Source organism: Tsuneonella mangrovi (assembly GCF_002269345.1).
Lineage (GTDB): Bacteria > Pseudomonadota > Alphaproteobacteria > Sphingomonadales > Sphingomonadaceae > Tsuneonella > Tsuneonella mangrovi.
This window is the reverse complement of sequence record NZ_CP022889.1, coordinates 459,189-485,919: the sequence shown is the minus strand read 5'-3', so window position 1 is coordinate 485,919 and position 26,731 is coordinate 459,189. Positions and strand designations below refer to the sequence as shown.

The following is a 26,731-nucleotide window of genomic DNA, read 5'->3' as shown; positions in this document are numbered from 1 at the left end:
ATCGGACCGCTTTAAACGAATTCGCACTTTTTTGCACAATCTAGGATTTAGAGATCGAGAGAAAAGGTAACGGCATCAATTCGTGAACCATCTGAAAGACGGTAATAATTACTGCGCCGTCCGATCGGCACAAACCCGAACGCGCGATAAAGCTCGATTGCGGGGTTGTTCTCGCGCATTTCGAGAAAGATCTTCTCAGCCCCGCGTTCGCTCGCGTCGCTGGCGGCGCGTTCGAGCAATTGCCGGCCAAGCCCACGATTGCGATAGGCCGGATCGACCGCGATCAGCAGCAGCTCTTCCTCGCCGGGTGCAGACTTCACGAGCGTGAATCCGGCTGCCAGACCCTCTTCCTGCGGTGGACCTCCCGAAGGGCCGACCAAGCGGTAGTGGGTGTTGGGAAATGCAAGTGAGTCGCCGACTTGCCGGCGCGTCCATGCCTCGCCCCAGTGCGGGTCGAACGCCGCGCTCATCACCTCCATGATCCGGTCGAGATCGTCTTTCATATCGGCAGGCGGGCGTCGGGCGCGCGGCCGTAGATCGGCGAAACATCAGGCGCCAGTAGCGCTTCGGGCACCGCGAAAGCGGAGCGGGCGTCGGGCAGGATATCGAGCGCGATCTGCTCACTCCCGACAAGTTCTGCCATTTCGGCGGCCTTGCTCCCGGCGATGACCGGATGGTGGGCGGCCTTCGTCACTTCGGCGGGATTTGCCGAACGAAAGCTTCCTTCGGGCGATCCCTCGGCATTGAAATCCTGCACGAGCCATTCGCCGTGCCCGCCGGCCATGCACACGGTTACCGGACCGGGATGGCTGTTGCGCGCCATTGCCGCGACCAGCGCGAGGGTAGGGTACCCGAGCACTTTGGCTTGCCAGGCGATGCCGAGTGCGCGCGCTGCGGCGATCCCGATGCGCACTCCCGTGAAGCTGCCCGGACCGCGCGAGACGATGATCCGTTCCGCGCGCCCGCGTTCGGGCAGCTCCGCAATCATCGGCACGAGCTGCTCGGCATGGCCCCGCCCCAGAACGCGGTGGCGTGCATCGAGGAGATCGCTCCCGTCGAATAACGCCACCGAACACGCCTCGGTCGCTGTCTCGATTGCCAGTGTTCGCATCGGTTCGGGCGATGCCCCGCGAAGCGCCGCGTTTCAAGCCGGATGATCGCGGCGGTGCGGCTGCGCGGGTTATGCTGCGCGGACTTCGGTCACTTCAGGTACGTAGTGCTTGAGCAACCCTTCGATGCCTTGCTTGAGCGTTGCGGTCGAGCTGGGGCAGCCCGAGCACGCGCCTTGCATCTGCAGGTGCACCACACCGTCGCGGAAACCGCGATAGACGATGTCGCCGCCGTCGCCGGCTACAGCCGGGCGCACGCGCGTTTCCAGCAGCTCGTTGATCTGTGCGACGATGTCCGCATCGGCGGGGTCTTCCTCGACCACCATGTCGCTCTCGCCGGGCACCGCGATCCCGCTGGCATCTCCGCCGACGAACAACGGCGCTTCGGAGACGAAATGATCGAGCAGGACAGCGACGACTTGCGGTTTCAGCTGGCTCCAGTCGACCCCGGGGGCGGCGGTGACCGCCACGAAATCGCTGCCGAAGAACACGTTCACGACTTCACCAGTACCGAACAGCGCTTCCGCCAAGGGGCTCGCCTCGGCGGATTCGGGGGTGGAAAACTCCCGCGTACCACTCGGCATGACCTGTCGGCCGGGGAGGAACTTGAGCGAGGCCGGATTCGGCGTTGGTTGGGTCTCGATGAACATGCGGTGGATTTAGGGACGCAAACGCCGTGCAGCAAGGGCCAGCACGACGGGTGATTGCCGCCAGCTATTCACTATCCCTTCACCCAATGGGGTTCTATACGTTCGCCATGCCATTCCTCCCGCGCGCCGCCCGGCCCCTCGCGCTGCTCCTTCCCATCGCACTGCTGTCCGCGCCGCTTCCGGCACAGGACAATACCAAGCCGGCCACTGCTGCGAGCGCAGATGTGCCGGCGCCGAAGTATCTCCAGACCGGCGACAAGACCCCATGGCTCTATGTCGGCAGCGATATCCCGCACGACAAACAGTGGGTGTTCGGGGAAATGCCCAATGGCCTCAGGTATGCCGTGCGGCACAACGGGGTGCCACCTGGGCAGGTCTCGATCCGGGTGCGGATCGACGCGGGTTCGCTCTACGAGACCGATGCCGAGCAGGGCTTTGCACACTTGCTCGAACATATGACCTTCCGCCAGTCGAAGTATCTCGGCGACGGCGAAGCGATCCCAACCTTCCAGCGGCTCGGCGCGACTTTCGGCACCGATACCAACGCGCAGACCACGCCGACCGAAACGGTGTTCCAGCTCGATCTGCCAAATGCCGACGAGGCCAAGCTCGACCAGGTGTTCAAGCTGCTTTCGGGCATGATCGAGGCACCGACGCTCTCGGCCAAGGGGCTCAGCGAAGACTTGCCGATCGTGCTGGCTGAAAAGCGTGAGCGCGGATCGCAATCGGAGCGGGTCTCGCAAGCGACCCGCGAAACGCTGTTCCACGGCCAGCCGCTCGCCAACCGGCTGCCGATCGGGACCGAAGCGACGCTCAATGCGGCGACACCGGCCACGGTCCGCGCGTTTCACGATCGCTGGTACCGGCCCGAGAACACCATGATCGCAGTTGCCGGCGATGCAGACCCGGACGAGCTCGCAGGGCTGGTCGAAAAGTGGTTCGGCGGATGGCAGGGCAAGGGCCCGCATGTTCCCGCACCGAGTTTCGGTGTTCCGACCGCGCCGCCCGGGGTAAATCCGGAGCGACCGGTCGGCGAAACGCGCGTGCTGGTCGAGCCGGACCTGCCGCGCAACATGACCTACGCGGTGCTTCGCCCGTGGCACCAGGTGCACGACAACATCAAATACAACCAGGGCCTGTTGCTCGATGCAGTGGCACAGGCGATCATCAACCGGCGGCTCGAGGCGCGGGCGCGCACCGGGGGTTCGTACCTTTATGCGCAAGTCCAGGAAGACAAACCGAGCCGCTCGGCCGATGCGACGTTCGTCACCTTTGCTCCGCTGACCACAGACTGGAAGTCGGCCTTGCTCGATGTGCGCGGGGTCATTGCCGATGCAATCGACCAGCCGCCGACCCAGGCGGAAATCGATCGCGAAGCCGCCGAGCTCGACGTGGCATTCCAGAGCCAGGTCGAACAGAGCGCAGTGCAGGCCGGATCGAAGCTGGCCGACGACCTGGTGCAGGCGGTCGATATTCGCGAGACAGTCGCATCGCCGCAGACGGTGCTGCAGGTTTTCCGCTCGATGAAGGACCAGCTGACCCCGCAGAACGTACTCGAGCACACCCGCGAGCTGTTCAAGGGCAACGTCGTGCGCGCCATTTATGTGACCCCGACAGCGGGTGAGGCAACCGCGGCGGAATTGCGCGCGGCGCTGGAGCAGCCGGTCAAGGCCGACGCCAGTTCGCGCGTTTCGGCCAAGTCGCTCACCTTTGCGGACCTGCCGCCGGTTGGCCCGCCCGGAACGGTCGTGTCGGACGTTCCAATCGGTGTGCTCGACATCAAGAAGGTGACTTTTTCCAACGGCGTTCACGCGCTGCTGTGGTCGAACGGTGCCGAACCGGGACGGGTCGCGGTGAAGGTGCGGTTCGGATCGGGATATCGCGGGTTCGATGCCAAGGACGCGGTGTACGCTTCGATTGGCGAGAAGGCGCTCGTGCCGTCGGGTGTCGGACCGCTCGATATCGAGGATCTCGACCGGATCAGCACTGGCCGCAAGATGGGCTTCGATTTCGATATCGACGATGCAGTTTTCGACTTCAGCGCGCAGACCCGCCAGCAGGACCTCGCCGACCAGCTCTACCTGTTCGCGGCCAAACTCGCGAACCCGCGCTGGGATGCCAACCCGGTCCGGCGCGCGATCGCCGCCGACAAGCTCGCCTACGAGTCCTATTCGACCAGCCCCGAAGGCGTCCTGACGCGGGACCTCACCTATTACGAGCGCAACAAGGACCCGAGGTTCAAGACCCCGACTCCCGCTGAGCTCGATGCGGCAACCCCCGAGGGCTTCAAGGCGACCTGGGCACCGTTACTCAAGCAGGGCCCTGTCGAGGTTCTTGTCTTCGGCGAATTCGATGAAGCCAAGACTATAGACGCCTTGGCGAAAACGTTCGGCGCCTTGCCTCCGCGCGAGCCGATCCCCGCTGCGGCGCTGGCGCGGACCGAACAGTTCCCGCCGGCGGGCGAGCCGACGGTCGTGCTTCATCACAATGGTGACGCCGACCAGGCCGCCGCCGTGATTGCCTGGCCGACTGCAGGCGGTGTTGCAGGACTTCCCGAATCCCGCCAGCTGCAAATCCTCGTCAACCTGTTCAACAACCGCCTGCTCGAGGAAATGCGCGAGCGCACCGGGGCGAGCTACTCGCCGCAAGTCGTGTCGGACTGGCCCGAGGACCTCGATTCGGGCGGCACGATCACTGCGCTGGGGCAGCTCAAACCGGCGGACGTCCCGGCGTTCTTCGCCGCAGCCGACAAGATCGTGCACGACCTGCAGGCCACCCCGCCGACGGCCGCCGAGCTTGAACGCGTGACTGAACCGCTCAAGCAGATGATCACTCGCGCTTCGACAGGCAACACATTCTGGCTGTGGCAACTCGAAGGCGCGAGCACCGATCCGCAAAGGGTTGCGATGCTACGGTCGCTGCTCAGGGACTATTCGCGCACTACGCCCGCAGCGATGCAGGCGCTGGCCAAGAAGTATTTCGGTGCCCGCCCGGGTTGGCGGATGGCAATCATCCCCGACGGCCAAAGGCTGGCGACCAAGGTTCCTGCTGCCGACATCGCCAAGGAAGCGGCAGCTTCGCGCTGATTAGCCCGGCTAGTCCGCGCTCAAGATTATCGCTCTTGCCCGTAGAGGGGCTTTGCGTTCTGGTGGCAGGGCGCGTAAAGGCGCGCGTCCGTTTACTTGTTCACAATTGCACGACCGGAACTGAATACAGTGGCACAGGATTGGAAACCCGACAGCTGGCAGTCGCACGAAGCGCGTCACTTGCCTGCTTACGAGGATGCGGCTGCATTGGCCGAAGCCGAAGCGACGCTTTCGGCATATCCGCCGCTGGTGTTCGCCGGGGAAGCGCGTGCGTTGAAAGCGGACCTTGCCGAAGTGGCGCAGGGCCGGGCGTTCCTGCTGCAAGGCGGCGATTGCGCGGAAAGCTTCGCGGAATTCCATCCGAACAACATCCGCGACACTTTCCGAGTGCTTCTCCAGATGGCAGTTGTGCTCACCTTCGCGAGCAAGCGCCCAGTGGTGAAGGTCGGCCGGATGGCGGGCCAGTTCGCCAAGCCGCGCAGTTCGGACACCGAAACGCAGGGCGACGTAACGCTGCCGAGCTACTTCGGTGACAACGTCAACGGGATCGAGTTCGATCCCGAAACGCGCCGCAACGATCCGCAGCGGATGGTGCGCGCCTATTCGCAGGCTGCCGCGACTCTCAACCTGCTGCGGGCATTTGCCGGTGGCGGTTACGCCAACCTGCGCCAGGTTCACCAGTGGACGCTCGAATTCATGGGCCGCAGCCCGTGGGCCGACAAGTTCGGCGAAATGGCAGACCGGATCGGCGAGGCGCTCGATTTCATGGAGGCCTGCGGGGTCAACCCGCAGACGCTGCCGCAGCTTGAGCGGACCAGCTTCTACACCAGCCACGAGGCGCTGCTGCTGCCTTACGAGCAGGCGTTAACCCGGCGCGATTCGCTGACCGGCGATTGGTATGATTGTTCGGCGCACATGGTATGGATCGGCGATCGCACGCGCTTTCCGGGTAGTGCGCATGTCGAATTCGCGCGCGGGATCGGCAATCCGCTGGGCATGAAGTGCGGCCCGAGCCTCGAAACCGATGACCTGCTGCGCTTGCTCGATACGCTCAATCCGGCACGGGAGCCGGGTCGCATCACGCTGATCAGCCGGTTCGGGCACGACAAGGTCGAGGCCGGCCTGCCGCGGCTCGTGCGGGCGGTGAAGCAGGAAGGCCACCCGGTAGTGTGGAGCTGCGACCCGATGCACGGCAACGTCATCAAGTCAGACAGCGGTTTCAAGACCCGCCCGTTCGACCGTATCCTGGCCGAAGTGCGTGGGTTCTTTGCAGTCCATCGCGCCGAGGGCACTCACGCGGGCGGCATCCATATCGAGATGACCGGGCAGGACGTGACCGAGTGTGTCGGCGGAGCGGTGGCGATTACCGACGCTGCGCTGGCAGACCGCTATCACACGCATTGCGATCCGCGCCTCAACGCCGCGCAGTCGCTTGAGCTGGCGTTCCTGCTGGCGGAGATGCTCAACCTCGAAGCCAGCGATCGGCAGGCCGACGCCGCCTGAGCTTTGCGACGCGCGAGCGACTGATTCCCTCCGCCATTTGCGGAACTTCGGCCGCGTGACTACATTGTCTAGGCATGGGAGGACGTCCTGCCCATAACGCCGCCGGGGCCGGTGGCGCGCTTGCCGAGCGATTTGCCGCAACCCGCGCCCTGACCGAGGCGCTGGCTGCGCCGTTGAGCGAGGCCGACGCGACAATCCAGTCGATGGAAGATGCCTCGCCCACCAAATGGCACCTGGCGCACACCACGTGGTTCTGGGAGACTTTCCTGTTGCGCGACTATGCGCGCGGCTACGCCTTGTGGAACGACGATTGGCCGTTCCTGTTTAACTCCTACTACGAGGCCGAAGGCGCGCGGATCGCCCGCGATCGACGCGGGATGCTCTCGCGGCCTTCCGTTCAGGAAATCCTCGAATGGCGGGCGCACGTGACCGCTGCGATGGAGCCGCTGCTCGACGATCCCGCTCTCGGACCGCTGATCGAACTTGGCATCGCGCACGAGCAGCAGCACCAGGAATTGTTGCTGACCGACATCAAGCACGCGCTGTTCCAGAGCCCGCTGGGTCCGGCGATGTGGACAGGCGCTCCGCAAACAGCGTCGGCGGCGGGTGCGATGGGTTGGTACGAGCATCCGGGCGGAATCGCCCTCGTCGGTCACGATGGCACAGGTTTTGCGTTCGACAACGAAGGGCCGCAACATCGTGTCCTGCTCGAGCCGTTCGCGCTGGCGGACCGGTTGGTGACCAACCGCGAGTGGCAGGAATTCATCGACGACGGCAGTTATCGCAACGCTGCGCTGTGGTTGTCCGACGGTTGGGCGTGGGTCACTGCGAATGCGATCGAGACGCCGCTGTATTGGCAAGGCGACGAGCACTTTACGCTCGCAGGTTGGCAATCGCGCAATCCCGATGCCCCGGTCGCCCATGTCTCGTTTTACGAAGCCGATGCATTCGCAAGCTGGAGCGGTAACCGTTTGCCGACCGAATTCGAATGGGAAGCCGTGGCGCAGAACTTCGACGCAAGCGGTGGCAACCAGCTCGACACTGCGGGTCCGCCCGCACCATCGGGCGGGAGCGAATTGTTCGGCGATTGCTGGCAATTCACCCGCTCGGCCTATCTCCCGTATCCGCGCTATGCGCCGCCGGAGGGGGCAGTTGGCGAATACAACGGCAAGTTCATGTCCGGGCAGGTCGTGCTGAGGGGCGCAAGCTGTGCGACAGTGCGCGGACATTCGCGCGCCAGTTACCGCAATTTCTTCCATCCGCACCAGCGCTGGCAATTCACCGGGTTGCGGCTCGCAAGGGATCTCTGATGGCAGCAGGCAAAGGTCTGAGCCTCGTCGAGCTCGACGAGGATGGGGTTGCGACGGCCTTTCGCGCCGATGTGCTGGCGGGCTTGTCGCAAGTGCAAAAGGCGATTCCGGCGCGCTGGCTTTACGATGATGCAGGTTCGCGGCTGTTCGAAGACATCACGCATCTGCCCGAATACTATCCGACCCGTGCCGAACGTGAGATCCTTGCGGGTAAGGGGGCAGAGTTCGCCAGGCTGATCGGGCCTGGCAGGGCGGTGGTCGAATTCGGTTCGGGTAGTTCGGTCAAGACGCCGCTGCTGCTCTCTGCGATTGATCCGGCAGCCTATGTGCCGCTCGACATATCGGGCGATTTCCTGCGCGCTGCGGCCCAAGACCTCGCCGCGAAGTTCCCCGGCCTGCCTGTCTATCCGGTGGAAGCGGATTTCATGCGCGAGGTGGAGCTTCCTGCAGAGGTGTCCGGGTTGCCCAAGCTCGGGTTTTTTCCGGGTTCGACGATCGGCAACATGGTCGCACGCACGGCGGTCGACCTGCTGCGGACGATGCGCGCAACTTTGGGCGAAGGCAGCAGGTTGCTGATCGGAATGGACCTGATCAAGGACGTGGCAGTGCTCGAAGCGGCCTACGACGACGCGGCAGGGGTGACGGCTGAATTCAACCTCAACCTCGCGCGGCGGATAAATCGCGAACTGGGCGGGACGATCCCGGTCGACAAACTACGCCACGAAGCGCGTTGGAACGACGAATTCGCGCGGATCGAGATGCACCTGGTCTCGAGCGAAGCAGTTCATTTCACGGTCGCAGGCCGCGCGTTTGGTCTTGCACAGGGCGAGAGCATCCACACCGAAAACAGCCACAAGTTCTCCCGCCGCAGCGCCAACGCGATCCTGCTGGCGGGTGGCTGGACGCCGTTCGCGCGATGGACCGACAGTGATGAGCGATTTTCGCTTATCCTCGCCGACGCGACGATCCCGCGCAGCGCGCCTTAGGCATTCGCCAGTCATGGCGCAGCAACCGGCTTCGGTGTAACGTCATTCCCGATGGACCTTCATGCCCTCTGGATTGCGTTTTCACAGGTCATCCTGGCAGTGCCGCGGTCGGGCTTGCTGATTGCTACCCTGGCAGCGATCGGCGGCAGCATGCTCGGCGGGTTCTTCGCCCGGCGTGGTGTGCCCCTCGGGCGGGCGATCAACAATCTGAGTTCGTTCGCTTTGGCGGGTATCCTCGTTGTGGTCGTGCTGCAGGTCGCGCGATTTGATCCGCGGCTTGACGTTGCAGTGCCCGAACTCGGACTGCCGCAGCAGATCGTGAAAGGCGGGGAGACGCGCGTGCCGATGGCGCCCGACGGGCATTTCTGGGTCCGAGCGACGATCAACGGGGTGACCGCCCCGTTCCTGATCGACACCGGTGCAACTTTGACCGCCGTTTCGGAGCCGGTTGCGGGCCATGCGGGCATCCATCCTCGAGCAGGGAGCCTGCCGGTAAGGGTCGAAACAGCCAACGGCACCGTCACCGCCAAGCTGGCGACGATCGACCGGCTCCAGTTTGGCAATGTCGCGGCCAACGGGCTCGATGCGGTGATCGCACCGAACCTCGGCGAGACCAACGTGATCGGGATGAACCTGCTTTCGCGGCTTGCCTCGTGGCGGGTGGAGGACAACACGCTGATCCTCGTTCCGCGCAACCCGGTGTCGGATGATGTAGCTTCTGATGATTGATGCCGAGCCGGCAAACAGGTGTCTTGCCCCTGACACGGCAGGCTGGCAGGGCACTGGGCATGACTGAAGCAGCCACCAACGACCGAGTTCTCGTCCTCGAAGGAATTCATAACTTTCGCGACTACGGCGGCTACCAAGCCGACGGCGGACGGCTGAAGCGCGGAGTGCTGTGGCGCTCGGGTCATCACCGCGATGCAACCGAAGCCGACCTCTCGAAGGTCGACGCACTAGGCATCGAGACCGTATTCGACCTGCGCGGCAATTCGGAGCGTGACAACCACCCGTGTCGTCGCTCGCCCGAATTCAATGCCGAAGTGATTTACTTTGACGGAGAGACCGCTTCGGGCGTGGCTCCGCACGAAGAGGCCGCAAAGGGCGACGGACCGGAAGAGGGGGCCCACCGCCGTATGCGCTGGGTCTACAGTACGATTCCGTTCCGCCCGAACCTCAACACCGTCCTGCGCCAGTACTATGAGATCCTGGCAACCCGCGACGCGCCGAGCCTCGTCCATTGCTTTGCCGGCAAGGACCGCACGGGCCTCGCGGTCTGGGTCCTCCACCGCCTGCTCGGGGTCCACCCGGACGATGCAATGGAGGACTACCTGTTGACCAACACCGCCGGAAACAACGAAGCGCGGATCGAAGCGGCGATCGCGGCGTTGCGCGCGACCGGCGAAGAAGTCGACGAACGCCGGATGCGCATCGTGATGGGAGTCGCCCCGGAATATCTCGAAACCGCGGTGAACGGGTTGCTCGACCGCTACGGAACGGTCGAAGCCTATGCCAATGCCGAACTGGATGTGGACAAGGCCAAGGTCGAGCGCTTGCGCGCAATGCTGGTGGAGTAGTGCGCTAGAACTCGACTTCGGCAGTCAGCCGGAATTGTCCGTCAGCGTTGTCCTTTGCAGCGCCCAGTGCGAACAGGTATCCGACGCCGAGGCTGGTCTCTGGTCCGAGCCCTTCGATCTCGATCTTCGCGACGGGCCCCACGTAATGTCCGCCCCTTGGAAGGAAGCGACTGAAGCCGCCGAGCTGGCCGTAGGCCTGCACTCCGAGCCGGATCTCTCCGACCGCTTCGACGTCGGCAGACGCGGCATATTCGAGTTCGACCGGTTCGCTCGCTTCGAGTTCCTTTTCCGCGATAAGGTTGAAGCGCAGATCAAGCGGGCCGCTCTTATGCTGCATAAGCAGCTTCGATTCGACTTTGTCCGCGCCGTCGAACTTGGCCTCGTATTCTCCGTATAGCGCGATATCGACCGGGCCGACTTTCCCGAGGGAATAGATGGCTTCGAAGCCGAGTGATGTGAATTCGCTCGAGGTTCCCGGTGTGCGTTCGACTTCGCCGACAAGGCCGAGCCGGAGGCGGTCGTTGACGCCGTATGCGCCTTCGAGCTTGAGCTTGGATCTGCCGTCAGCTGAGCCACCGTCTAGCTCGCCATAGCGCGCTTCGAGTTCGGTCTGTCCGGCAGTTACCGTAGCGCCGTACACTTCGCCCGCTTGTCCCGGGTCGGCATGGGCGAGTGAGGGCCATGCCGCCGCGAAGGCGGCAGCCGCAATCATTTTCTTCACGAATCGAATCTCCGTTCGTGTGGGCCGCTAATGCGAATGGTTTGCAATCGCAACTGTAGATTTGGAATGCTTGTGGGAAGACCTGCCCGGGTGACTCGCAATTGCAGCGACAGGTGCCTATCTGGCGCGGACACGACGGAGGAATTATGGCGACCCACAAGACCCGCATGCTCATCATCGGCTCCGGTCCGGCCGGGCTGTCTGCCGCGATCTACGGTGCGCGGGCGATGATGGAACCGATCGTAGTGCAGGGCCTCCAGCCGGGCGGCCAGTTGACGATCACCACTGACGTCGAAAACTACCCGGGCTTCAAGGACGTGATCCAGGGTCCGTGGCTGATGCAGGAAATGCAGGCGCAGGCCGAACACGTCGGCACGCGGATGATGTGGGACACGATCGTAGACATCGATCTCGCAAGCGGATCGCCGTTTCGCGCTACAGGCGACAGCGGCGATAGCTACGAAGGTGATACGCTCGTGATAGCTACAGGTGCGCAGGCCCGTTGGCTCGGGGTTCCGGGCGAACAGGAACTGGGCGGCAAGGGCGTTTCCGCCTGTGCGACGTGCGACGGGTTCTTCTATCGCGGCAAGAAGGTCGCTGTAATCGGCGGCGGCAATACCGCGGTCGAGGAAGCGCTCTACCTCACCAATCATTCCGACGACGTCACCCTGATCCACCGGCGCGACGAACTGCGGGCCGAACGCATCCTGCAGGAAAGGCTATTCAAGAACCCCAAGATCTCCGTCCTTTGGAACAAGGTGGTGGAAAGCTTCGAAGGCGATCCGTTGGCGGGCGGCCTCACGCACCTGGCGTTGAAGGATACCGTGACGGGCGAGGGCAGCGACTTTGCCGCAGACGGTGCTTTTGTTGCTATCGGCCATGCCCCGGCAACAGAGCTATTCAAGGGCAAGCTCGAGATGGACGCGAGTGGTTATCTGGTGGTCGAGCCGGGCACGCCGAAGACTGCGATCCCCGGTGTGTTCGCCTGCGGCGATGTGATGGACCATACCTATCGCCAGGCGGTGACCGCCGCCGGAACCGGGTGCATGGCCGCGCTCGACGCAGAGCGGTTTCTGGCTACCTCTGAATTTGCCCGCGAAGCGGCGCCCGAAGCCACCTACTGAACGGCCTGGTTCAGAACACCGCTATCGCGGCGTGAACGATCAGCGCGATCAACGCGACTGTCGACAGCGCAAACAAGCCGAAGCGCACCATGACCTTGTTGACGGTCGCCTGCCAGATCGAATGGATGACCCGAAGGCCAACATAGACCCACGCGATCGTTGCATTGAGGCCGCTACCCTGACCGATCACCGCAAGCAGCAGGCAGACCGCGTAGAACAGCGTCGGCGCTTCATGCAGGTGGTTGTAGTTGTGGGCTTTCCACTGGACTTCGCGGGGCAATGCCGCTTCCAACTTGGCGCCTGTCCAGCCGACATCCGCACCGGGCGCGTCGTTGCCCTCGAGCTTGGCGATCGCAGGCATCCGTGTGGCGTACATCCACAGCCACATGACCATCGTCCATGCCATCAGCGCGACGGCGGGCTTGAGAATATCCATGCCGATCATGCGAGTGCTCCCGGATTGGCGAACAGTGTTAGCGTGACAGCTCGGTAGGCGAGGTAAAGCAGGGCACCGGTCATGGCCAGGAACAGGCCGAAGCGAATGGCCACCACATTGACGAAAGCCTGCCACAACGAATGGACTATACGCAGTCCGACATAGATCCACGCCGCTAGCACATCTCCCGCCGACGCACCGCATAGCGCGATGATGATCACCGCCGGATAGAAGATGGTCGGCTGCTCCATCAGGTGGGTGTAATTGTGGGAAATCCAGTTGACCCTGGGCGGCAGGTGTTCCTCGGAGTCCTTGCCGCGAACTCCCCGTGCGGCGGTACGCAGGTTGATGCCTAGCTTGGAGAGCGCGGGAAAACGCGTCACAGGTATCAGGAGCAACATCACCAACGACCAAGCGACGAGGACGGCGGCCGGAGCGAGCATTTGCGTCACCATGAATTCCTCCCCCAGTGATTGCACCGGAAACTGCGCCCAGAGAGAACGATTGTCAAACGCAACTCAATTGCCGGCGATCGTCTTCGCAAACTTCGCCGGATCGGCATTGCCGCCACTGATGACGAGGACTGTGTCGCTGTCCACCGGGACTTTGCCCGCGAGCGCTGCCGCCAAGGCCGCCGCGCCACCCGGTTCGACAACCAGTTGCAGGCGCGAGAATGCAAACCGCTGCGCGGCGCGGACCTCTTCGTCGGTGACCGCGACACCCGGCTCGGACCTGCCGGCAAGGGTCGAAAGTACCAGATGCCCGGTCGCCAAAGGCTGCAACGCGTCGCAGATCGTCGCCGGAGCATCGTCTGCCGCGCGGACGATTTCGCCTGCCAGTAGCGCCTGCCCGACCATGTCCCACCCGACCGGCTCGACCGGCACTATGGCTGATGACGGGCACGCGAGCGACAGGCCCGAAACCATGCCCCCGCCGCCGCACGGGGCGACGATGCGGCTCGGTTCGCGGCCGAGCTGGGTCGTCATTTCGATGCCCATGCTGCCTTGTCCCTCGATCACCCACGGATCGTTGAATGCATGGACCAGCACCGCGCCGTTTTGCTCGATGATCTTTGCGGCGACTTCGTCGCGGTCCTCGCCGGGGCGCTGGTAGAGCACAACCTCTGTACCAAGCGCGCGGGTCGCATCGAGCTTCACTTGCGGGGCATCGCGCGGCATCACGATCGTTGCCTTGATCCCGAGCCGACGCGCCGCCCACGCGACGCCCTGCGCGTGATTTCCGCTGGAGACGGCCACGACGCCGCGTGCCTTTTCCTCGTCGGTCAGATCGCTCAGCCGATGCCATCCGCCGCGAATCTTGAACGCGCCGACCGGCTGCAGGTTCTCCGCCTTCACATGGCAGGTGACCCCACCGATCTCGACCGGCAGCAGCGGCGTCGGCGGCAGGATCGCGGCAATTTTCTCTGCCGCGCGCAAAACGCCTGCATGATCGGGGCTACGGGGGCTTTCGCTCAACATCCGACCCGACTAGTGCGTTTGCCAGCAAGAGCCAATCGGCTTCACATGAATTCGTTGCGGAGTAGCTATGTCGAAAGTCCTGGTAATCGGCGCGGGCGGGGTCAGCTCGGTCTGCGTCCACAAGATGGCGATGAACGCGGATATATTCACAGATATCCACCTCGCCAGCCGCACCAAGAGCAAGTGCGATGCGATCGCCGCCAGCGTGAAGGAGCGGACGGGCGAGGATATCTCGACCTACGAGATCGACGCCGAGGAAGTCCCGGCGATGACGAACCTCATCCGCAAGATCGAGCCGAGCCTCGTGGTCAACCTCGCGCTGCCGTACCAGGACCTGCCGATCATGGACGCCTGCCTGGCCGCCGGCGTGAACTATCTCGACACCGCCAATTACGAGCCGAAGGACGAGGCGAAGTTCGAATACAAGTGGCAGTGGGCCTACCACGACCGGTTCAAGGATGCCGGGCTGATGGCGCTGCTCGGCAGCGGCTTCGATCCGGGCGTGACCAGCGTGTTCACGATGTGGCTCAAGAAGCACAAGCTCAAGACCATCCGCACGCTCGACATCCTCGACTGCAACGGCGGCGATCATGGGCAGGCGTTCGCGACCAACTTCAACCCGGAAATCAACATCCGCGAAGTCACCGCGCCAGCACGGCACTGGGAAGGCGACACCTTCGTCGAGACCCCGGCGATGGCCAAGCGGGTCGAGTTCGACTTCGAGGCGGTCGGCCCGAAGAACATGTACATGATGTACCACGAGGAGCTGGAAAGCCTCGCGAAGTTCAATCCCGAGATCGAGCGCGCGCGGTTCTGGATGACCTTCGGCGACGAGTACATCAAGCACCTGACCGTGCTGCAGAACGTCGGCATGACCTCGATCGAACCGATCCGCTACCAGGGCAAGGAGATCATCCCGCTCCAGTTCCTCGCCGCAGTGCTGCCCAAGCCGGAAACGCTGGGCGAGACGACCCACGGCAACACCAATATCGGCTGCATCGCTACCGGTGAGGCGCTCGACGGAAGCGGCGAGAAAACGTTCTACATCAAGAATATCTGCAGCCATGAAGCGGCTTACGAGGAAACCGGCAACCAGGCAGTCAGCTACACCACCGGCGTCCCCGCGATGATCGGCAGCGCGATGATGGTGCAGGGCATCTGGAGCGGCAAGGGCGTGTTCAACATGGAGCAGATGGATCCCGATCCGTTCATGGACATGCTCAACCGGCACGGTTTGCCGTGGACGGTGGAAGAGTTGGACGGGCCGGTCGAGTTTTGATGCTGGCTCGTATCTGTCGCGCTGTTCTCGTGCTGCAATTGGCGGGTTGCGTCAGTCAAACGGTCCAAATTCCTGCAAGTTATTCCGGAAGATGGTCGACCGATCCTAAGTCCTGTGACCGATCGAAGATGGACACCAATGCATGGTTCTTTGTTACCAAAGACAGTGTCGGTAGTTTTGAGCACATGTATACGGTCGCAAGCGTGGGACTCGATGGCCCGGTTGTCCGGTTCGGCTCATTGCAGGGCGGTCCTTCGGGAACATTGGAAGGCCTCGGTGAAGACCGGATGCTTGTGACTCTGGATGGGGAGCAGCCAAAGACCTTGGTCCGATGTTCGCGGAGTGTGGACCAATAATGGAAACGCGCGCAGGAGATCCGGGGGCGTTTGCACAGTTCGACCTCAACCTGGTCGATAGCCCTGCGTTCGTGGTCGACGCGGCGAAGCTGCGCGCCAATTGCCAGGTGCTGGCCGATATCCGAGACGCTGCGGACATCAAGGTGCTCGCCGCACTCAAGGCTTTCTCGATGTGGTCGGTCGCGCCGATCATCGGCGAATACCTCGACGGGGTGTGCACCTCCGGCTTGTGGGAAGCGCGGCTGGCGAGCGAGTTCTACGACGGCGAGATCGCGACCTATTCGGCGGCCTACAAGCCCGATGAGCTCGACGAAATCTGCCGCCTGTCGGATCACGTGATCTTCAATTCACCCAGCCAGCTCGAACGCGCGGCGTTGATCCTTGAGAATGCACGGGCGAGCGGCGGCGGGTTCGACATCGGCTTGAGGGTAAACCCGCAGGTGCCGACCGGCGAAGTGCCGCGTTACGATCCCTCCAGCCCCGGCAGTCGCCTAGGCTTCCCGCTCGACCAGTTGACGCCGGAGATCATGGAACAGGTCGACGGGATCCACTTCCACAACCTGTGTGAGCAGGACTTGGAACCGCTCCAGCAGACGTGGGACAAGGTGTTCGATGCGATCGAGCCGTGGTTCGGGCACCTCAAATGGATCAATATGGGCGGCGGGCACCACATCACCCGCGCCGACTACCAGCGCGAGGAGCTGGTCGAATTCCTGCGCGATGCCAAGGAAGACAGCGGCGCGGAAATCTATCTCGAACCTGGCGAGGCGGTTGCGCTCGATGCGGGAATCCTCGTCGGTACGATCCTCGATACCGGGGTCAACGAAGTGCCGTTCGCGATCACCGACATCTCCGCAACGTGCCATATGCCAGACGTGATCGAGGCGCCCTATCGCCCCGCTATGCTGCACGAGCAGGTTGGGGAGGGGCAGCCGATCCGCCTCGGCGGCCCATCGTGCCTCGCGGGCGACGTGATCGGCGACTATTCGCTGCCGGTTCCCGCTGAGCCGGGGCAGCGCATCGCGTTCCTCGACCAGGCACACTATTCGATGGTCAAGACCAACACCTTCAACGGCGTTCAACTGCCGAGCATCTGGCTGTGGGACAGCGAGACCGACCAGCTCGAGATGGTAAAGAGCTTTGAATACGAAGACTTCCGCAATCGGCTGAGCTAGCTTCGGTCAGGCGCTCAACTACGAGAGGATTCGACTTGGCAGACGACGCACAAGTGCTCGACGGGATCACCAGCGATCCGGTGCGGATGGGGTGGATGCAAGGCACGCCTGTCCCGCCTGAAAAGCGGATTCTCTACGGCGATGCGGGCCATATGCGGTTCCCGATGATCCGCTGGTCCTATTCGAACTTGCGCCAGTTCTTGCCAACGGTGCGGGTAGGAGCGGGCGCTGTGCACGCGCCGCTGCCGCGCGCGTTACGGGACGATATCGAGCAGGTCAGCTTTACACCGCTGGGCGGCGATGCCCCGATCACCTTCGCCGAGGCGCTTGTGGCCAATTTTACCGACGGCATCATCCTGCTGCACCGGGGCAATGTCGTTTACGAGCGCTGGCTCGGTGTGACCGGCCCCGAAACGCGCCACATCGCCTTTTCGATGACCAAGAGTTTCGTCGGGGTGCTCGCCGAGATGCTGATCGAGGAAGCAAAGCTTGATCCCGACGCATTGGTGGGTGCGATTATACCCGAATTGCAAGGCAGCGGATTTGCCGACGCCACCGTGCGGCAAGTGATGGACATGACGACGGGAATCGATTTTTCCGAAGACTACACCGATCCGACTTCGGGTATCGGCGGATTGTCGAACGCGCTGGGCATTACCCCGCGCCCTCAAGGCTACGATGGGCCGCGCGACATGTGCGCATTCGCAGCTACCGTCGGGAAAGCGGGCACGCATGGCGCGAAATTTACCTATCGCACAGTCAACACCGACGTGCTGGCATGGATCGTGGCCCGCACCGAAGGCAAGCCGCTGGCGCAAGTGCTGGAGGAGCGGATCTGGCAACCACTCGGGATGGGCGGCGATGCCGAATTCCTGGTCGACGAGGCCGGGAGTGCTTTCGCCGGCGGCGGACTCAACTTGCGGCTCGAAGACCTCGCCCGGTTCGGGGAAGCGATGCGCCTCGCCGGGAGGGGCGCGATCCCCACTGCGGCGATCGACCGGATTTCGGCGGGTGGCGATCCTGATCGCTTCGACAAGCCGCACTATCCGCAACTGCCGGGCTGGAGCTACCGCAGCCAGTGGTGGGTCAGCCACGACAACCGCGGTTGCTATTGCGCGCGCGGGATCCACGGCCAGACGCTGTGGATCGATCCCGCTGCGGAAATGGTCGTCGCCCGGTTCGGCTCGCACCCGACCGCCGCGAATGGTGCCAACGACCCTACCTCGTTGCCGCTCTGGAAGGCGCTGGGCGAGCATCTCTTGGCCCAGTGCTAGCTGCCGAGCCGCCAGGCCGCATTGGCACTATGCCGCTTGTGCGGCTGCGTCCGTTCCGGGATTGCGTCGGCGTGGGAAGATCGTTGCAAACTCCTGCTCCTCGATCTCGTAGCTGAGCCGGTCGCGTCCGCTTGCCTTGGCACGATAGAGCGCCGCGTCCGCCGCGCGGTAGGCCTGCCGCATCCCGTCCTCGCCGACCCCCGCAAGACCGGCGCTGGCGGTGACGGCGTAGTTGATCTGTGGGGCCGCTGTGCGAATTTCGGCTGAAATTCGCGTTCGAAGTTCGTTTAGCGAGACGGCCGCGTCGGTTGTCGAAAGACCGGTCATTGCTACGGCGAATTCCTCTCCGCCAAGCCGCCAAGCCCGCAATATCCGGCCTGAATCGATGCTGCCCTTCAGGACGCGAGCGATTGCCTTGAGTACTTCGTCGCCCACGTCATGGCCGAAGGTATCGTTGACGCGCTTGAATCGATCGATGTCGATGATCGCGAGGATATCCGATCGTCGCCATTGCCGAGCGTCGAAATCGCGGCGGTTGTATAGACCGGTCAACGGGTCGCTCAGCGCTTCCCCTTGCATTTCGCGCGCGCGATCGTGCGCATCATCGCGTTCCCTGCGGACCGCATCGGCCTGCGTGGCGATCGCTGCCGCCATCAGGAATGCTTGCGCGGCGAGGCCAATGAAGAGAAAGGCGTCAGCTGAACTCGGCAGGTAATAGAGCCCCGCTCCGCGAAGGATCCGTTCTATTCCCGCGACCAGCGGGAGCGACCAGGCGACGAGAAATCCTCCGATGACCCGGCTACCCCTGCGCCACGCCGCGATGAGGGCAAAAAGCAGCACAATCACACCGGGAATGAACAGCAAGTGGTACACCAGCTTGGCGTCGAACTCGACGATCCGAGACGCCGGTAATGCGAACGCCCCGAGTGCGGCGACGCCGGTGGCAATCCACATCGCGCGCCGTTCCGCTTTCGAAAAAATTTCCTGCTCGAAATAAGTCATGACGATCGGGCCGAGCATCGGCACGGCAAACCCCAGTGAGGCATAGCTGATCGCGGTCCGCTCCCACATTGTCAGGCCGGGCAGGAGCAGGAATATCAGCGAGCTGGACGATGCCGTGTAGAGGGCAGCGAGGCAGCTAAAGATGGCGTGATAGGCGGTGGTTCGCGTCCCGACCGCGACGGCCATGAACGCGCTGAACAACCCGACCGTCAGCAAGACTGCGAATGCCATCGCATAGAGGACGCTGTGCGAGACCTTCGTGCTCTGCACCAATGCCTCGGGTCGAAGCGAAATTTCGGTAACGGGGAGCGCATTGGGCTCGCCATCGATAGCCACGTAGAGCGAGGCAAGATCCTTGCCTTCGACAGGGAGCGGTATGGCAATCGAATTGCCCGGCATCCAGTCGCGCGCCAGTTCGTGCCCGTCGAGCGCTATCTTCGTCAGCAAGCCGCGCTTGTCGAACATGACGATGCGCATCTGCTCGATCGGCCCCCCGGCAGTCTCGAACGCAATTTTTCCAGGCGGGATCCCGTCGAGCGAGACTTGCTGCCAACTGTGCCCGGTTCGCGCCGCATTGAAGCCCGGCTTGCAATCCCAAGCGGCGCTCGCGCGTGCTTGATCATATGAAATGGAGTTTGGCGTCGTCAGCAGGCAGGAACGATCGTAGAGCTCGTTGGCAGCTGCAGGCGCGCTGAATGACAGGGCAATTCCCAGCACAAGCGCGAACGCTGCGAAGATCGACCCCAGTCTCCCCATACTCGTGAGCTAACATCAGGGTGTTGTATTATATTTAACGCCTGCGGACATTTCGGCTTGTTCGCAAAGTTGGGTGGCCTGTCGAGGTTGTGAAACGATTCACCCCGCGCAATCTTGTGTCGCGGGTGTGCCATTTTCACTTGCGGTTCACCGTTCCACGCGTATATGCGCGCTTCGCTGCCCCAAGGGGACTTCCTAACCGCAAGGCAGCCTCGTTCAAACTAACCGTTTGGGGGTCCCTTGAGTTGCACCATTATCCTGACGCCCGGTCTGTAGTCCGCGATATTTCGCCGGACGAACCGGTTATCCTCAACCGCCCGCATGCCGCCGCGCGCGCTGCCCACTTCTTTTCCGAGAAGTTCCCGGGCAAGTCGCTCTATGCGGTGAAGGCCAATCCCTCGCCCGAGCTGCTCGAAGTGCTGTGGGCCAACGGGATCAGCCACTACGACGTCGCTTCGATTGCCGAGGTACGCCTGGCGCGTGCAACGCTGCCCGATGCAACGCTGTGCTTCATGCACCCGGTGAAGACCGCCAAAGCGATCGCCGAGGCCTACAACGTGCATGGCGTGAAGACCTTCAGCCTCGATTCGGAAGAAGAGCTGGGGAAGATCGTTTCTGCTTGCTCCTCGGCCGACGGCACTCCGCCGAGCGACCTGCGCCTGCTGGTTCGCTTGCGTGTGTCGAGCGAATATTCCGAGCTGAGCCTTGCATCCAAATTTGGTGTCGACCTCGCCGATGCGGCGGAGTTGCTGCAGAAGACCCGCCAGTATTGCGACTGGCTGGGGATGTGCTTCCACGTCGGTAGCCAGGCAATGACCCCGTTCGCCTACGTCCAGGCGCTCGAGCGCGTGCGTGCCGCCGTCGCCGAAGCCGGCGTGGTGATCGACGTGGTCGACGTGGGCGGGGGTTTTCCGAGTGAATACCCGGGGATGGAGCCGCCGCCGCTCGAAGATTACTTTGCGGTGATCTTCCGGCACTTCGAAGCCCTGCCGATCGCTTATAATGCCGAGCTATGGTGCGAGCCGGGCCGTGCGCTGTGCGCCGAATATTCTTCGCTGGTGGTGCGGGTCGAGAAGCGCCGCGGCGATGAGCTCTACATCAACGACGGTGCCTACGGCGCGCTGTTCGACGCCGCGCACGTCGACTGGCGGTTCCCGGTCGTGGCGCTGGAGGACGATCTTACCCAGCCGCTCGCTGAGTTTGCATTTTACGGCCCGACTTGCGACGATGCCGACTACATGAAGGGGCCGTTCCTGCTGCCGGAAGACATCCAGGCGGGCGACTATATCGAGATCGGTATGCTCGGTGCCTATGGTGCAGCGATGAAGACCGGGTTCAACGGGTTCGGCAACGCCGACCAGTACGTGGTCGAGGACGAGCCGATGAGCAGCCTCTATCGCGGAGACCGTGTCGATCCGCGGGCGAGCGATAACGTCGTCAGCTTGCGCTAAGGCAAAGGGCGCCGCGGATTGCACTCCGCGCCACCGCTGTTGGTTACAGGCCGAAGCGAAGCAGCAATTGCAGCCCGCCACCAATGTCGGCGCTGCCGTTGGCTAGCCCGGTATAGCCGTATCCCTGAACGCGCAGCGTGTCGGATACCTTGTAGGTGAGCGATCCGGTGACTTCGCTGATCGGCGGCGAAGTTACTGTGGCTCCCTGGCGATAGTCGTAATCGAGCCCGAGCATCGATTTGCCCGAGTTGACATAGACCCCGCCACCGCCGAGCCAGACATCGCGAAGATTGAACAGGTTGCTCTTGCCGTTGAACCGGCGCCCGCCGTACGCGGCGATGCTCACATTGCCGAAGCTGTGGAGCAGTTGGCCCTGGGCCACGAAATCGGTGCTGCCGGTGCCAAGGAACTTGGTTTCGGAAGCGGTCGGGATCTTGGCCTTGCCGACAAAATCGAACCAAGTGGAGCCGCCCACCGGCATCGAATATCCGGCGGTCAGCCACATGTCGCCGATGCCGCTGCGCGAAGTCACTGCGCCCGACGTTCCGCCATTCACGCCGCCGTCACCGGGAATGACGTTGGAAGGCCCTTTGACGTACAAGTACGAGATCGAAGCTTTCAGGTAGAAGCTGTTGGTGTTGTATTTCACGCCGATCGGGATCGCCAGAAAGTCCGTGTTCGTGGGGTCGCCGTAGCTCCCGGACGAATAGTCGGCTCCGGTGTTGAACTGGATGTAGCTGTCTTGCGCCAAGGCCGGCGTTGCTCCGAAAGTGACGAGGCCTGCCGCGACTACGATGGCGATCTTGCTGCTGTTCCTCATTGGACGGTCCCTGTTTCTTTCCATTTTAAGCCGTCAGCGCGGGCCGATTCCCGACCCGCGCTGCTGGCGATTTGCGAACCCGCTCAGGGATGCTCCGGCTTTTCAGGCTTCTCGGGCTTTTCGGGTTTTTCAGGCTTCTCGGGCTTTTCCGGTTTCTCGGGTTTTTCCGGCTTGTCCGGCACATCCGCTTTGTCCGGTTTGTCGGGATGAGTCATGCCCGAACGATCGTGCTCGACCGTCGTATGCTCCCCATCGGTCTTGGTGATCGTATGGACGATGCCGCTTGGTGTCGTCACAGTCTGCACGCTGCCGGTGGTCTTGGTCTCGTATTCAGGGTTGCCGTTGGCATCGAGCACTGGATCACCGTTGGCATCGAGCACCGGCACCTGTTCGGTCGTGGCCTCGCGAGTGACCGTCGCGCCGTTACCGTTTGCGGTCGGTTCGGTCGGCGGATCGTTCGACTGGTTTCCCGCGTCCTGCGCGTATGCCACGCTTGCCAGGCCCAACACCAAGGCCGATCCGGCCAGAACTATCTTTTTCATCTTGCGTACCCTCAAGGTTTGAAAAACTCTGCAAGGCGGTGTCGCAACGACGCTGCCTTCGCACAGTTACGCCTCTATCAGGCTTAAGTTCCGCTCAATGGACGTGGTTACGAGACGAGGCGAGAGAGCCGTGCGACAGGTTGAACGCCGAAGGGGAAGGGCGCAATCTAGTCCTCGAACCCCACGAACCGAGCGGCTTCGTCCACGCTCTTGCGTTCGCTGACGACGGCATTGGCCGGGAAGCTCTCGTCGGGCCAACCGAGCGCTACCGCCTTCATGATCACCTGGTCTTCGGGGATACCGGCGTGTTCGCGTACAACCGGGCTTTGCATGATGCCTTGTGAGTTGATCACGCAGCCGAGGCCCCGGCTCCACGCTGCGTTGACGAGGGCAGTGGTGACCGCGCCGCAATCGAACGGAGTGTCGTCGCTTTCCGACAATTCGCGGTCGTAAGTCACGATCACGCACACCGGGGCGTCGAACTGGCGGAATCCGCGCAAGACCCAGTCCTGACGTCGCTCCTTGTCGTCGCGTTCGATCCCCATCGCGCCGAACAGCTGCTTGGCGACGCCGACTTGGCGCTCGCGGTGCACGCCGGCGAACGGCTGTCCGCGGCGGAATTCGCGACTGTCGGGCTCGCCCGCGAGGATCCGGTCGGTATTGCCGCGCCGGATCCGGTCGAGCGGTTCCCCGGTGATCACATGGAAATGCCAAGGCTGCGTGTTCATCGACGAAGGCGCGCGGATGGCGAGCGCGAGTATCTCTTCGATCAGCTCTCGTGGGACCGGCTTGTCGAGGTATCCGCGGATCGAGCGACGGCCGAGCACGACTTCGTCGTAGGGCGGCGATTGCATGATGTCTGGCATGACCGGCACGCTAGCCGGGTTTACGTATAAGTAAAGTGCTACGCTCCGCCGCCGACCTGGACCTGGAGGAATTGCGGCTTGCTGGTGGGCGGCGGCTGCAATTGCTCCATCGGGTAGTTGCCCTTGGGGAGGGCGCCCAGCGGCATACCGGCAGCGGCAAGCGCGTAGGGGCTGACCCGATGGCGGGTGCACAGGCCGCCCGCTCCATCGCTGACCAGCGGGGTTTCGAATTCGACCCCAATCTGGGCGTCCTCGGACCGCATGACCGTGCAAACGACCAGCTGTCCGCCGCCGAGGTCGAGCACCAGCGGCGTGCCGAGCGGCACCCCAACCAGCCCTTCGATGAAGGCCCCGGTGGTTGAAAGGTCGCGGATGACCGCTTCGTAGCGATGGTCTTCGTGAATCAGGCCGATGCGGCGGAACATCGAACGGCGGTCGGGGCGGTGCTTGTCCGGCCCGCTCGGCTCTATCAGGTATTCGCCGGCGGAAATATTCTGCAACACGATCGCTTGCGGCAAGGCTTTCGAATAGAGCCAGCCCTGGATCAGCGATGCACCCTTGGACTTGACCACTTCGAGCTGGTCGAACGCTTCCACGCCTTCGACGGTCGTTTCCATCCCGAGCGCCTTCGACAGGCCGATGATCGCAGCGATGATCTTGGCGCTGTTCTGGTCCTTGAGGGTACACGAGTCGACGAAGCTCTTGTCGACCTTGAGCTTGTCGAACGGAGCCGAGCGCAAATAGCTGAGCGACGAATAGCCGGTACCGAAATCGTCGAGCGCGAGCCGCACGCCGAGCTTCTTAAGTGCGTCGAACGTTTTCTCGGTTTGCTCGCTATCGCCGAGGAACACGCTTTCGGTCAGTTCGAGTTCGAGCCGATCGGGATCGATGCCGCTGTTCTCGATCGCCGCAGCCACCTGGTCGACGAACCCGTTGGCAGTGAACTGGCGCGGCGAAACGTTGACCGCGACGCGAATGCTGCTTGGCCACTCCATCGCGTCCTTGCACGCCTGGTTGATCGCCCATTCGCCCAGCGCGCCGATAAGGCTCGATTCTTCGGCCACGGGAATGAACATGCCCGGGCTGACCCAGCCGCGTTCTTCGTGCTCCCAGCGCATCAGCGCTTCCATGCCGACGACGTGGTTGTCCTTGATCCGCACGACCGGTTGGTAGTGCAGCTGGAGTTCGTCGGCCGCGAGCGCTTCGCGCAAGTCGTCGAGCAGCAACTGGCGCTCCTGCTCCTCGTCCTTGAGATCGGCCGAGTAGAACCGGAACTGCCCGCGTCCGCCGTTCTTGGCGGAATAGAGTGCGAGGTCGCTCGCGCGAACGAGGTCGTCGCTTTCGATCCCGTCGTAGGGTGCGATTGCAACGCCTACCGAGGTGCCGATGATCGCGCGCTTGTCGTCGATCGGGTAGGGCTGGGAGACGATCTGGATAACCTTGTCGGCCAATTCGCCGAGTTTTCCGCGATCGTCGAGATCGGGTAAGATGACCTGGAATTCGTCGCCGCCGAGGCGGCCGATCTCGCCGCGTTCACCGATAACGTTGCGCAGCCGCTCGGCGACCTGCTGCAGCAGGGAATCGCCTGCCGGGTGGCCCATGGTATCGTTGACCTGCTTGAAGCGGTCGAGGTCGAGCATCATGATCGCGCAGCTGCGCTTGGCCGACTTATACGCAGCGAGGATCGAATCCAGCCGCCGGTTCATTCGGTGGCGGTTGTAGAGGCCGGTGAGCGAGTCGAATTCGGCGAGGCGTGAATCCTCGATCTTGCGCTGGTATTCGACCGAAACGTCCTTCGCGAGGCCGCGATAACCGTGGAACTTGCCCGCAGAATCGATCTTCGGTCGCGCCGAGAGCGACAACCAGACCGGTTTGCCACCTGCCTTCGCAACCGGCAGTGCGCAGCGCACAACCACGTCGGTCAATTTCGAGCGTGAATTGAGCTGGAATCCCAGCGGGCGGCCCGCGCGATTGTCCGGATCGTCGGGGTCGGTCTCGAACAATGTACTGATCGGCTGACCGAGCAAGGTCGAAAGCGGAAGATCGATCGCCTTGGCGGCACCGGAGGAGAGATAGCTGAGCACGTTGTCCGCATCGCTCGCCCAGACCCAGGCGATGCCGGTTTGTTCGAAATCGTCGAGCACATCATGGCGCAGGCCGTCGCTGACGAGATCGTGCCCGTCCGCCGTTGTGGGCTGGGTGCCCGATAGGCCTTTCAAAATATTGCGCAAAGCTTCCGCCAGTCAGTCCAGAGATCAACCGACCGGATTTCCCGGCCAGACCTTGGAATACCTTGCAACCTAATGGTTTATATTACGCTAAAGCGGGATCCGGCGATCCGGTCAGTTTTCGGGATCGAAAAATGGCCGGTCGCCGGCGATGGTTACCCGGTCCATCGCCCGGCGGGCCGGGTAATAATCGCTCGCAGCGAAATGCTGGGTCAACCGGTTGTCCCAGAATGCCATCGACCCCTCTCGCCAACGGAAGCGGCACTGGACTTCGGGGTTCGACGCGGTGGCATAGAGCCGGTCGAGCAACCAGCGGCTCTCGGCATCTGCCAAGCCCTCGATATGGCTGGTGAACCCGGTGTTGACGTAGATTGCGCGCTTGCCGGTCTCGGGATGCGTGCGGATCACCGGGTGGCGCATCGGCGGGTACTGCTCGTGGAGTTCGTCCACGCTCTTGCCGAGGCGCTTGGCGAACACGCGCGCGATGTCGTGCACTGCGGTTAACCCTTCGCACCAGCGCTTCATTTCCGGGCTGAGCCGCTCGTAAGCCGCGTGCATGTTGGCAAACAGCGTATCGCCGCCGACATCCGGCACTTCGCGAGCAAGCAGTATCGAGCCTAGCGACGGCTCTTCACGCCAGGTCACATCCGAATGCCAGGCATTTTCGCTGCCGCGGCTTTCCGGGCCGTGGACGATCCGCAGCACTTCGCGATTGGGTTGCTTCCTCGGGGTGGCCGGGTGGATTTCCAGGTCGCCGAAGTGGCGCGCAAATGCGATGTGTTGCTCCTGCGTGAGCGTCTGGTCGCGGAAGAATACCACTCCGTATTCGAGCAGCGCCGCGCGGATCGCGGGAACCTGCTCGGTGATACCGGGGGATGCGAGGTCGACGCCGTGGATTTCCGCTCCGATCACGGGCGTGAGCGGACGGATATCGAGCTCCAAACGGTTTGAAGCGTCCTTGCTTGCGGCAGTTGCCATCGATCGTCTCCCAATATGTTTGAG

General features: G+C 62.9%; 24 protein-coding genes. 11 read left to right on the top strand and 13 right to left on the bottom strand.

The window, feature by feature from the left end:
- Window positions 1-47: 47 nt before the first annotated feature.
- The 3 genes from CJO11_RS02325 to CJO11_RS02315 form a co-directional block, all read right to left on the bottom strand.
- A complete protein-coding gene (locus tag CJO11_RS02325) occupies window positions 48-503 on the bottom strand; it encodes a GNAT family N-acetyltransferase (RefSeq protein WP_095011262.1) in 456 nt (151 codons plus the stop codon).
- Window positions 500-1,111, bottom strand: coding sequence for a tRNA (adenosine(37)-N6)-threonylcarbamoyltransferase complex dimerization subunit type 1 TsaB (gene tsaB / locus CJO11_RS02320; protein WP_095011261.1), 612 nt, complete (start codon window positions 1,109-1,111; stop codon window positions 500-502). Before tsaB ends, CJO11_RS02325 begins: the two co-directional genes overlap by 4 nt.
- Before the next feature lie 69 nt (window positions 1,112-1,180).
- On the bottom strand, window positions 1,181-1,759 hold the full coding sequence (locus CJO11_RS02315; RefSeq protein ID WP_095011260.1) for a NifU family protein: 579 nt from the start codon (window positions 1,757-1,759) through the stop codon (window positions 1,181-1,183).
- An 86-nt stretch (window positions 1,760-1,845) separates the two neighbouring features.
- On the opposite strand from CJO11_RS02315, the gene CJO11_RS02310 reads away from it, so the two are divergent.
- From CJO11_RS02310 to CJO11_RS02285, 6 genes are all read left to right on the top strand, one after another.
- Complete coding sequence (locus CJO11_RS02310; RefSeq protein ID WP_240504529.1) at window positions 1,846-4,845, top strand: M16 family metallopeptidase; 3,000 nt, start codon at window positions 1,846-1,848, stop codon at window positions 4,843-4,845.
- 129 nt (window positions 4,846-4,974) lie between these two features.
- Window positions 4,975-6,348, top strand: coding sequence for a class II 3-deoxy-7-phosphoheptulonate synthase (locus CJO11_RS02305; protein WP_095011259.1), 1,374 nt, complete (start codon window positions 4,975-4,977; stop codon window positions 6,346-6,348).
- A 74-nt stretch (window positions 6,349-6,422) separates the two neighbouring features.
- Complete coding sequence (egtB, locus tag CJO11_RS02300) at window positions 6,423-7,658, top strand: ergothioneine biosynthesis protein EgtB (protein ID WP_095011258.1); 1,236 nt, start codon at window positions 6,423-6,425, stop codon at window positions 7,656-7,658.
- Complete coding sequence (gene egtD / locus CJO11_RS02295) at window positions 7,658-8,644, top strand: L-histidine N(alpha)-methyltransferase (RefSeq protein ID WP_095011257.1); 987 nt, start codon at window positions 7,658-7,660, stop codon at window positions 8,642-8,644. Before egtB ends, egtD begins: the two co-directional genes overlap by 1 nt.
- Window positions 8,645-8,758: 114 nt before the next feature.
- Window positions 8,759-9,373 (top strand): retropepsin-like aspartic protease family protein, encoded by a 615-nt coding sequence (locus CJO11_RS02290; protein ID WP_240504528.1) that lies wholly within the window; start codon window positions 8,759-8,761, stop codon window positions 9,371-9,373.
- A gap of 59 nt (window positions 9,374-9,432) precedes the next feature.
- On the top strand, window positions 9,433-10,221 hold the full coding sequence (locus CJO11_RS02285) for a tyrosine-protein phosphatase (RefSeq protein WP_095011255.1): 789 nt from the start codon (window positions 9,433-9,435) through the stop codon (window positions 10,219-10,221).
- A 4-nt stretch (window positions 10,222-10,225) separates the two neighbouring features.
- Here the strand turns inward: CJO11_RS02285 and CJO11_RS02280 are convergent, their stop codons facing one another.
- On the bottom strand, window positions 10,226-10,942 hold the full coding sequence (locus CJO11_RS02280; protein WP_095011254.1) for a hypothetical protein: 717 nt from the start codon (window positions 10,940-10,942) through the stop codon (window positions 10,226-10,228).
- 146 nt (window positions 10,943-11,088) lie between these two features.
- On the opposite strand from CJO11_RS02280, the gene trxB reads away from it, so the two are divergent.
- Window positions 11,089-12,066 (top strand): thioredoxin-disulfide reductase, encoded by a 978-nt coding sequence (gene trxB / locus CJO11_RS02275; RefSeq protein ID WP_205651091.1) that lies wholly within the window; start codon window positions 11,089-11,091, stop codon window positions 12,064-12,066.
- Between the two features lie 10 nt (window positions 12,067-12,076).
- Here the strand turns inward: trxB and CJO11_RS02270 are convergent, their stop codons facing one another.
- The 3 genes from CJO11_RS02270 to CJO11_RS02260 are packed head-to-tail and all read right to left on the bottom strand — an operon-like array spanning window position 12,077 to window position 13,980.
- Window positions 12,077-12,511 (bottom strand): MAPEG family protein, encoded by a 435-nt coding sequence (locus CJO11_RS02270; protein ID WP_205651090.1) that lies wholly within the window; start codon window positions 12,509-12,511, stop codon window positions 12,077-12,079.
- Window positions 12,508-12,981 carry an MAPEG family protein gene (locus CJO11_RS02265; RefSeq protein WP_338064652.1) on the bottom strand — a complete coding sequence of 158 codons (474 nt, stop codon included), beginning with the start codon at window positions 12,979-12,981 and terminating at the stop codon, window positions 12,508-12,510. Before CJO11_RS02265 ends, CJO11_RS02270 begins: the two co-directional genes overlap by 4 nt.
- Before the next feature lie 39 nt (window positions 12,982-13,020).
- Window positions 13,021-13,980, bottom strand: a complete 960-nt coding sequence (locus CJO11_RS02260; RefSeq protein ID WP_095011253.1) for a threonine ammonia-lyase — start codon at window positions 13,978-13,980, stop codon at window positions 13,021-13,023.
- 67 nt (window positions 13,981-14,047) lie between these two features.
- Between CJO11_RS02260 and CJO11_RS02255 the strand changes: the two genes are divergently transcribed.
- The 3 genes from CJO11_RS02255 to CJO11_RS02240 all read left to right on the top strand — a co-directional run bounded on the left by CJO11_RS02255 (window position 14,048) and on the right by CJO11_RS02240 (window position 18,064).
- Window positions 14,048-15,259 carry a saccharopine dehydrogenase family protein gene (locus CJO11_RS02255; protein WP_095011252.1) on the top strand — a complete coding sequence of 404 codons (1,212 nt, stop codon included), beginning with the start codon at window positions 14,048-14,050 and terminating at the stop codon, window positions 15,257-15,259.
- A 355-nt stretch (window positions 15,260-15,614) separates the two neighbouring features.
- Entirely contained in the window at window positions 15,615-16,790 is a 1,176-nt protein-coding gene (locus CJO11_RS02245; RefSeq protein ID WP_095011250.1) for a carboxynorspermidine decarboxylase, read from the top strand.
- A 35-nt stretch (window positions 16,791-16,825) separates the two neighbouring features.
- Complete coding sequence (locus CJO11_RS02240; protein WP_240504527.1) at window positions 16,826-18,064, top strand: serine hydrolase domain-containing protein; 1,239 nt, start codon at window positions 16,826-16,828, stop codon at window positions 18,062-18,064.
- Window positions 18,065-18,091: 27 nt separating this feature from the next.
- Here the strand turns inward: CJO11_RS02240 and CJO11_RS02235 are convergent, their stop codons facing one another.
- A complete protein-coding gene (locus tag CJO11_RS02235) occupies window positions 18,092-19,822 on the bottom strand; it encodes a GGDEF domain-containing protein (RefSeq protein ID WP_095011249.1) in 1,731 nt (576 codons plus the stop codon).
- A gap of 245 nt (window positions 19,823-20,067) precedes the next feature.
- Between CJO11_RS02235 and CJO11_RS02230 the strand changes: the two genes are divergently transcribed.
- A complete protein-coding gene (locus CJO11_RS02230; RefSeq protein ID WP_095011248.1) occupies window positions 20,068-21,273 on the top strand; it encodes a type III PLP-dependent enzyme domain-containing protein in 1,206 nt (401 codons plus the stop codon).
- Window positions 21,274-21,316: 43 nt separating this feature from the next.
- Here CJO11_RS02230 and CJO11_RS02225 read toward each other — a convergent pair whose 3' ends face one another.
- The 5 genes from CJO11_RS02225 to CJO11_RS02200 form a co-directional block, all read right to left on the bottom strand.
- Window positions 21,317-22,093 (bottom strand): hypothetical protein, encoded by a 777-nt coding sequence (locus CJO11_RS02225; RefSeq protein WP_169829120.1) that lies wholly within the window; start codon window positions 22,091-22,093, stop codon window positions 21,317-21,319.
- Window positions 22,094-22,176: 83 nt separating this feature from the next.
- Window positions 22,177-22,635, bottom strand: a complete 459-nt coding sequence (locus CJO11_RS13255) for a hypothetical protein (protein ID WP_169829119.1) — start codon at window positions 22,633-22,635, stop codon at window positions 22,177-22,179.
- 167 nt (window positions 22,636-22,802) lie between these two features.
- On the bottom strand, window positions 22,803-23,501 hold the full coding sequence (locus tag CJO11_RS02210; RefSeq protein WP_240504526.1) for a nitroreductase: 699 nt from the start codon (window positions 23,499-23,501) through the stop codon (window positions 22,803-22,805).
- A gap of 38 nt (window positions 23,502-23,539) precedes the next feature.
- Window positions 23,540-25,720 (bottom strand): EAL domain-containing protein, encoded by a 2,181-nt coding sequence (locus tag CJO11_RS02205; RefSeq protein WP_240504525.1) that lies wholly within the window; start codon window positions 25,718-25,720, stop codon window positions 23,540-23,542.
- Between the two features lie 123 nt (window positions 25,721-25,843).
- Window positions 25,844-26,707, bottom strand: coding sequence for a TauD/TfdA dioxygenase family protein (locus CJO11_RS02200; RefSeq protein ID WP_095011243.1), 864 nt, complete (start codon window positions 26,705-26,707; stop codon window positions 25,844-25,846).
- Window positions 26,708-26,731 lie beyond the last annotated feature (24 nt).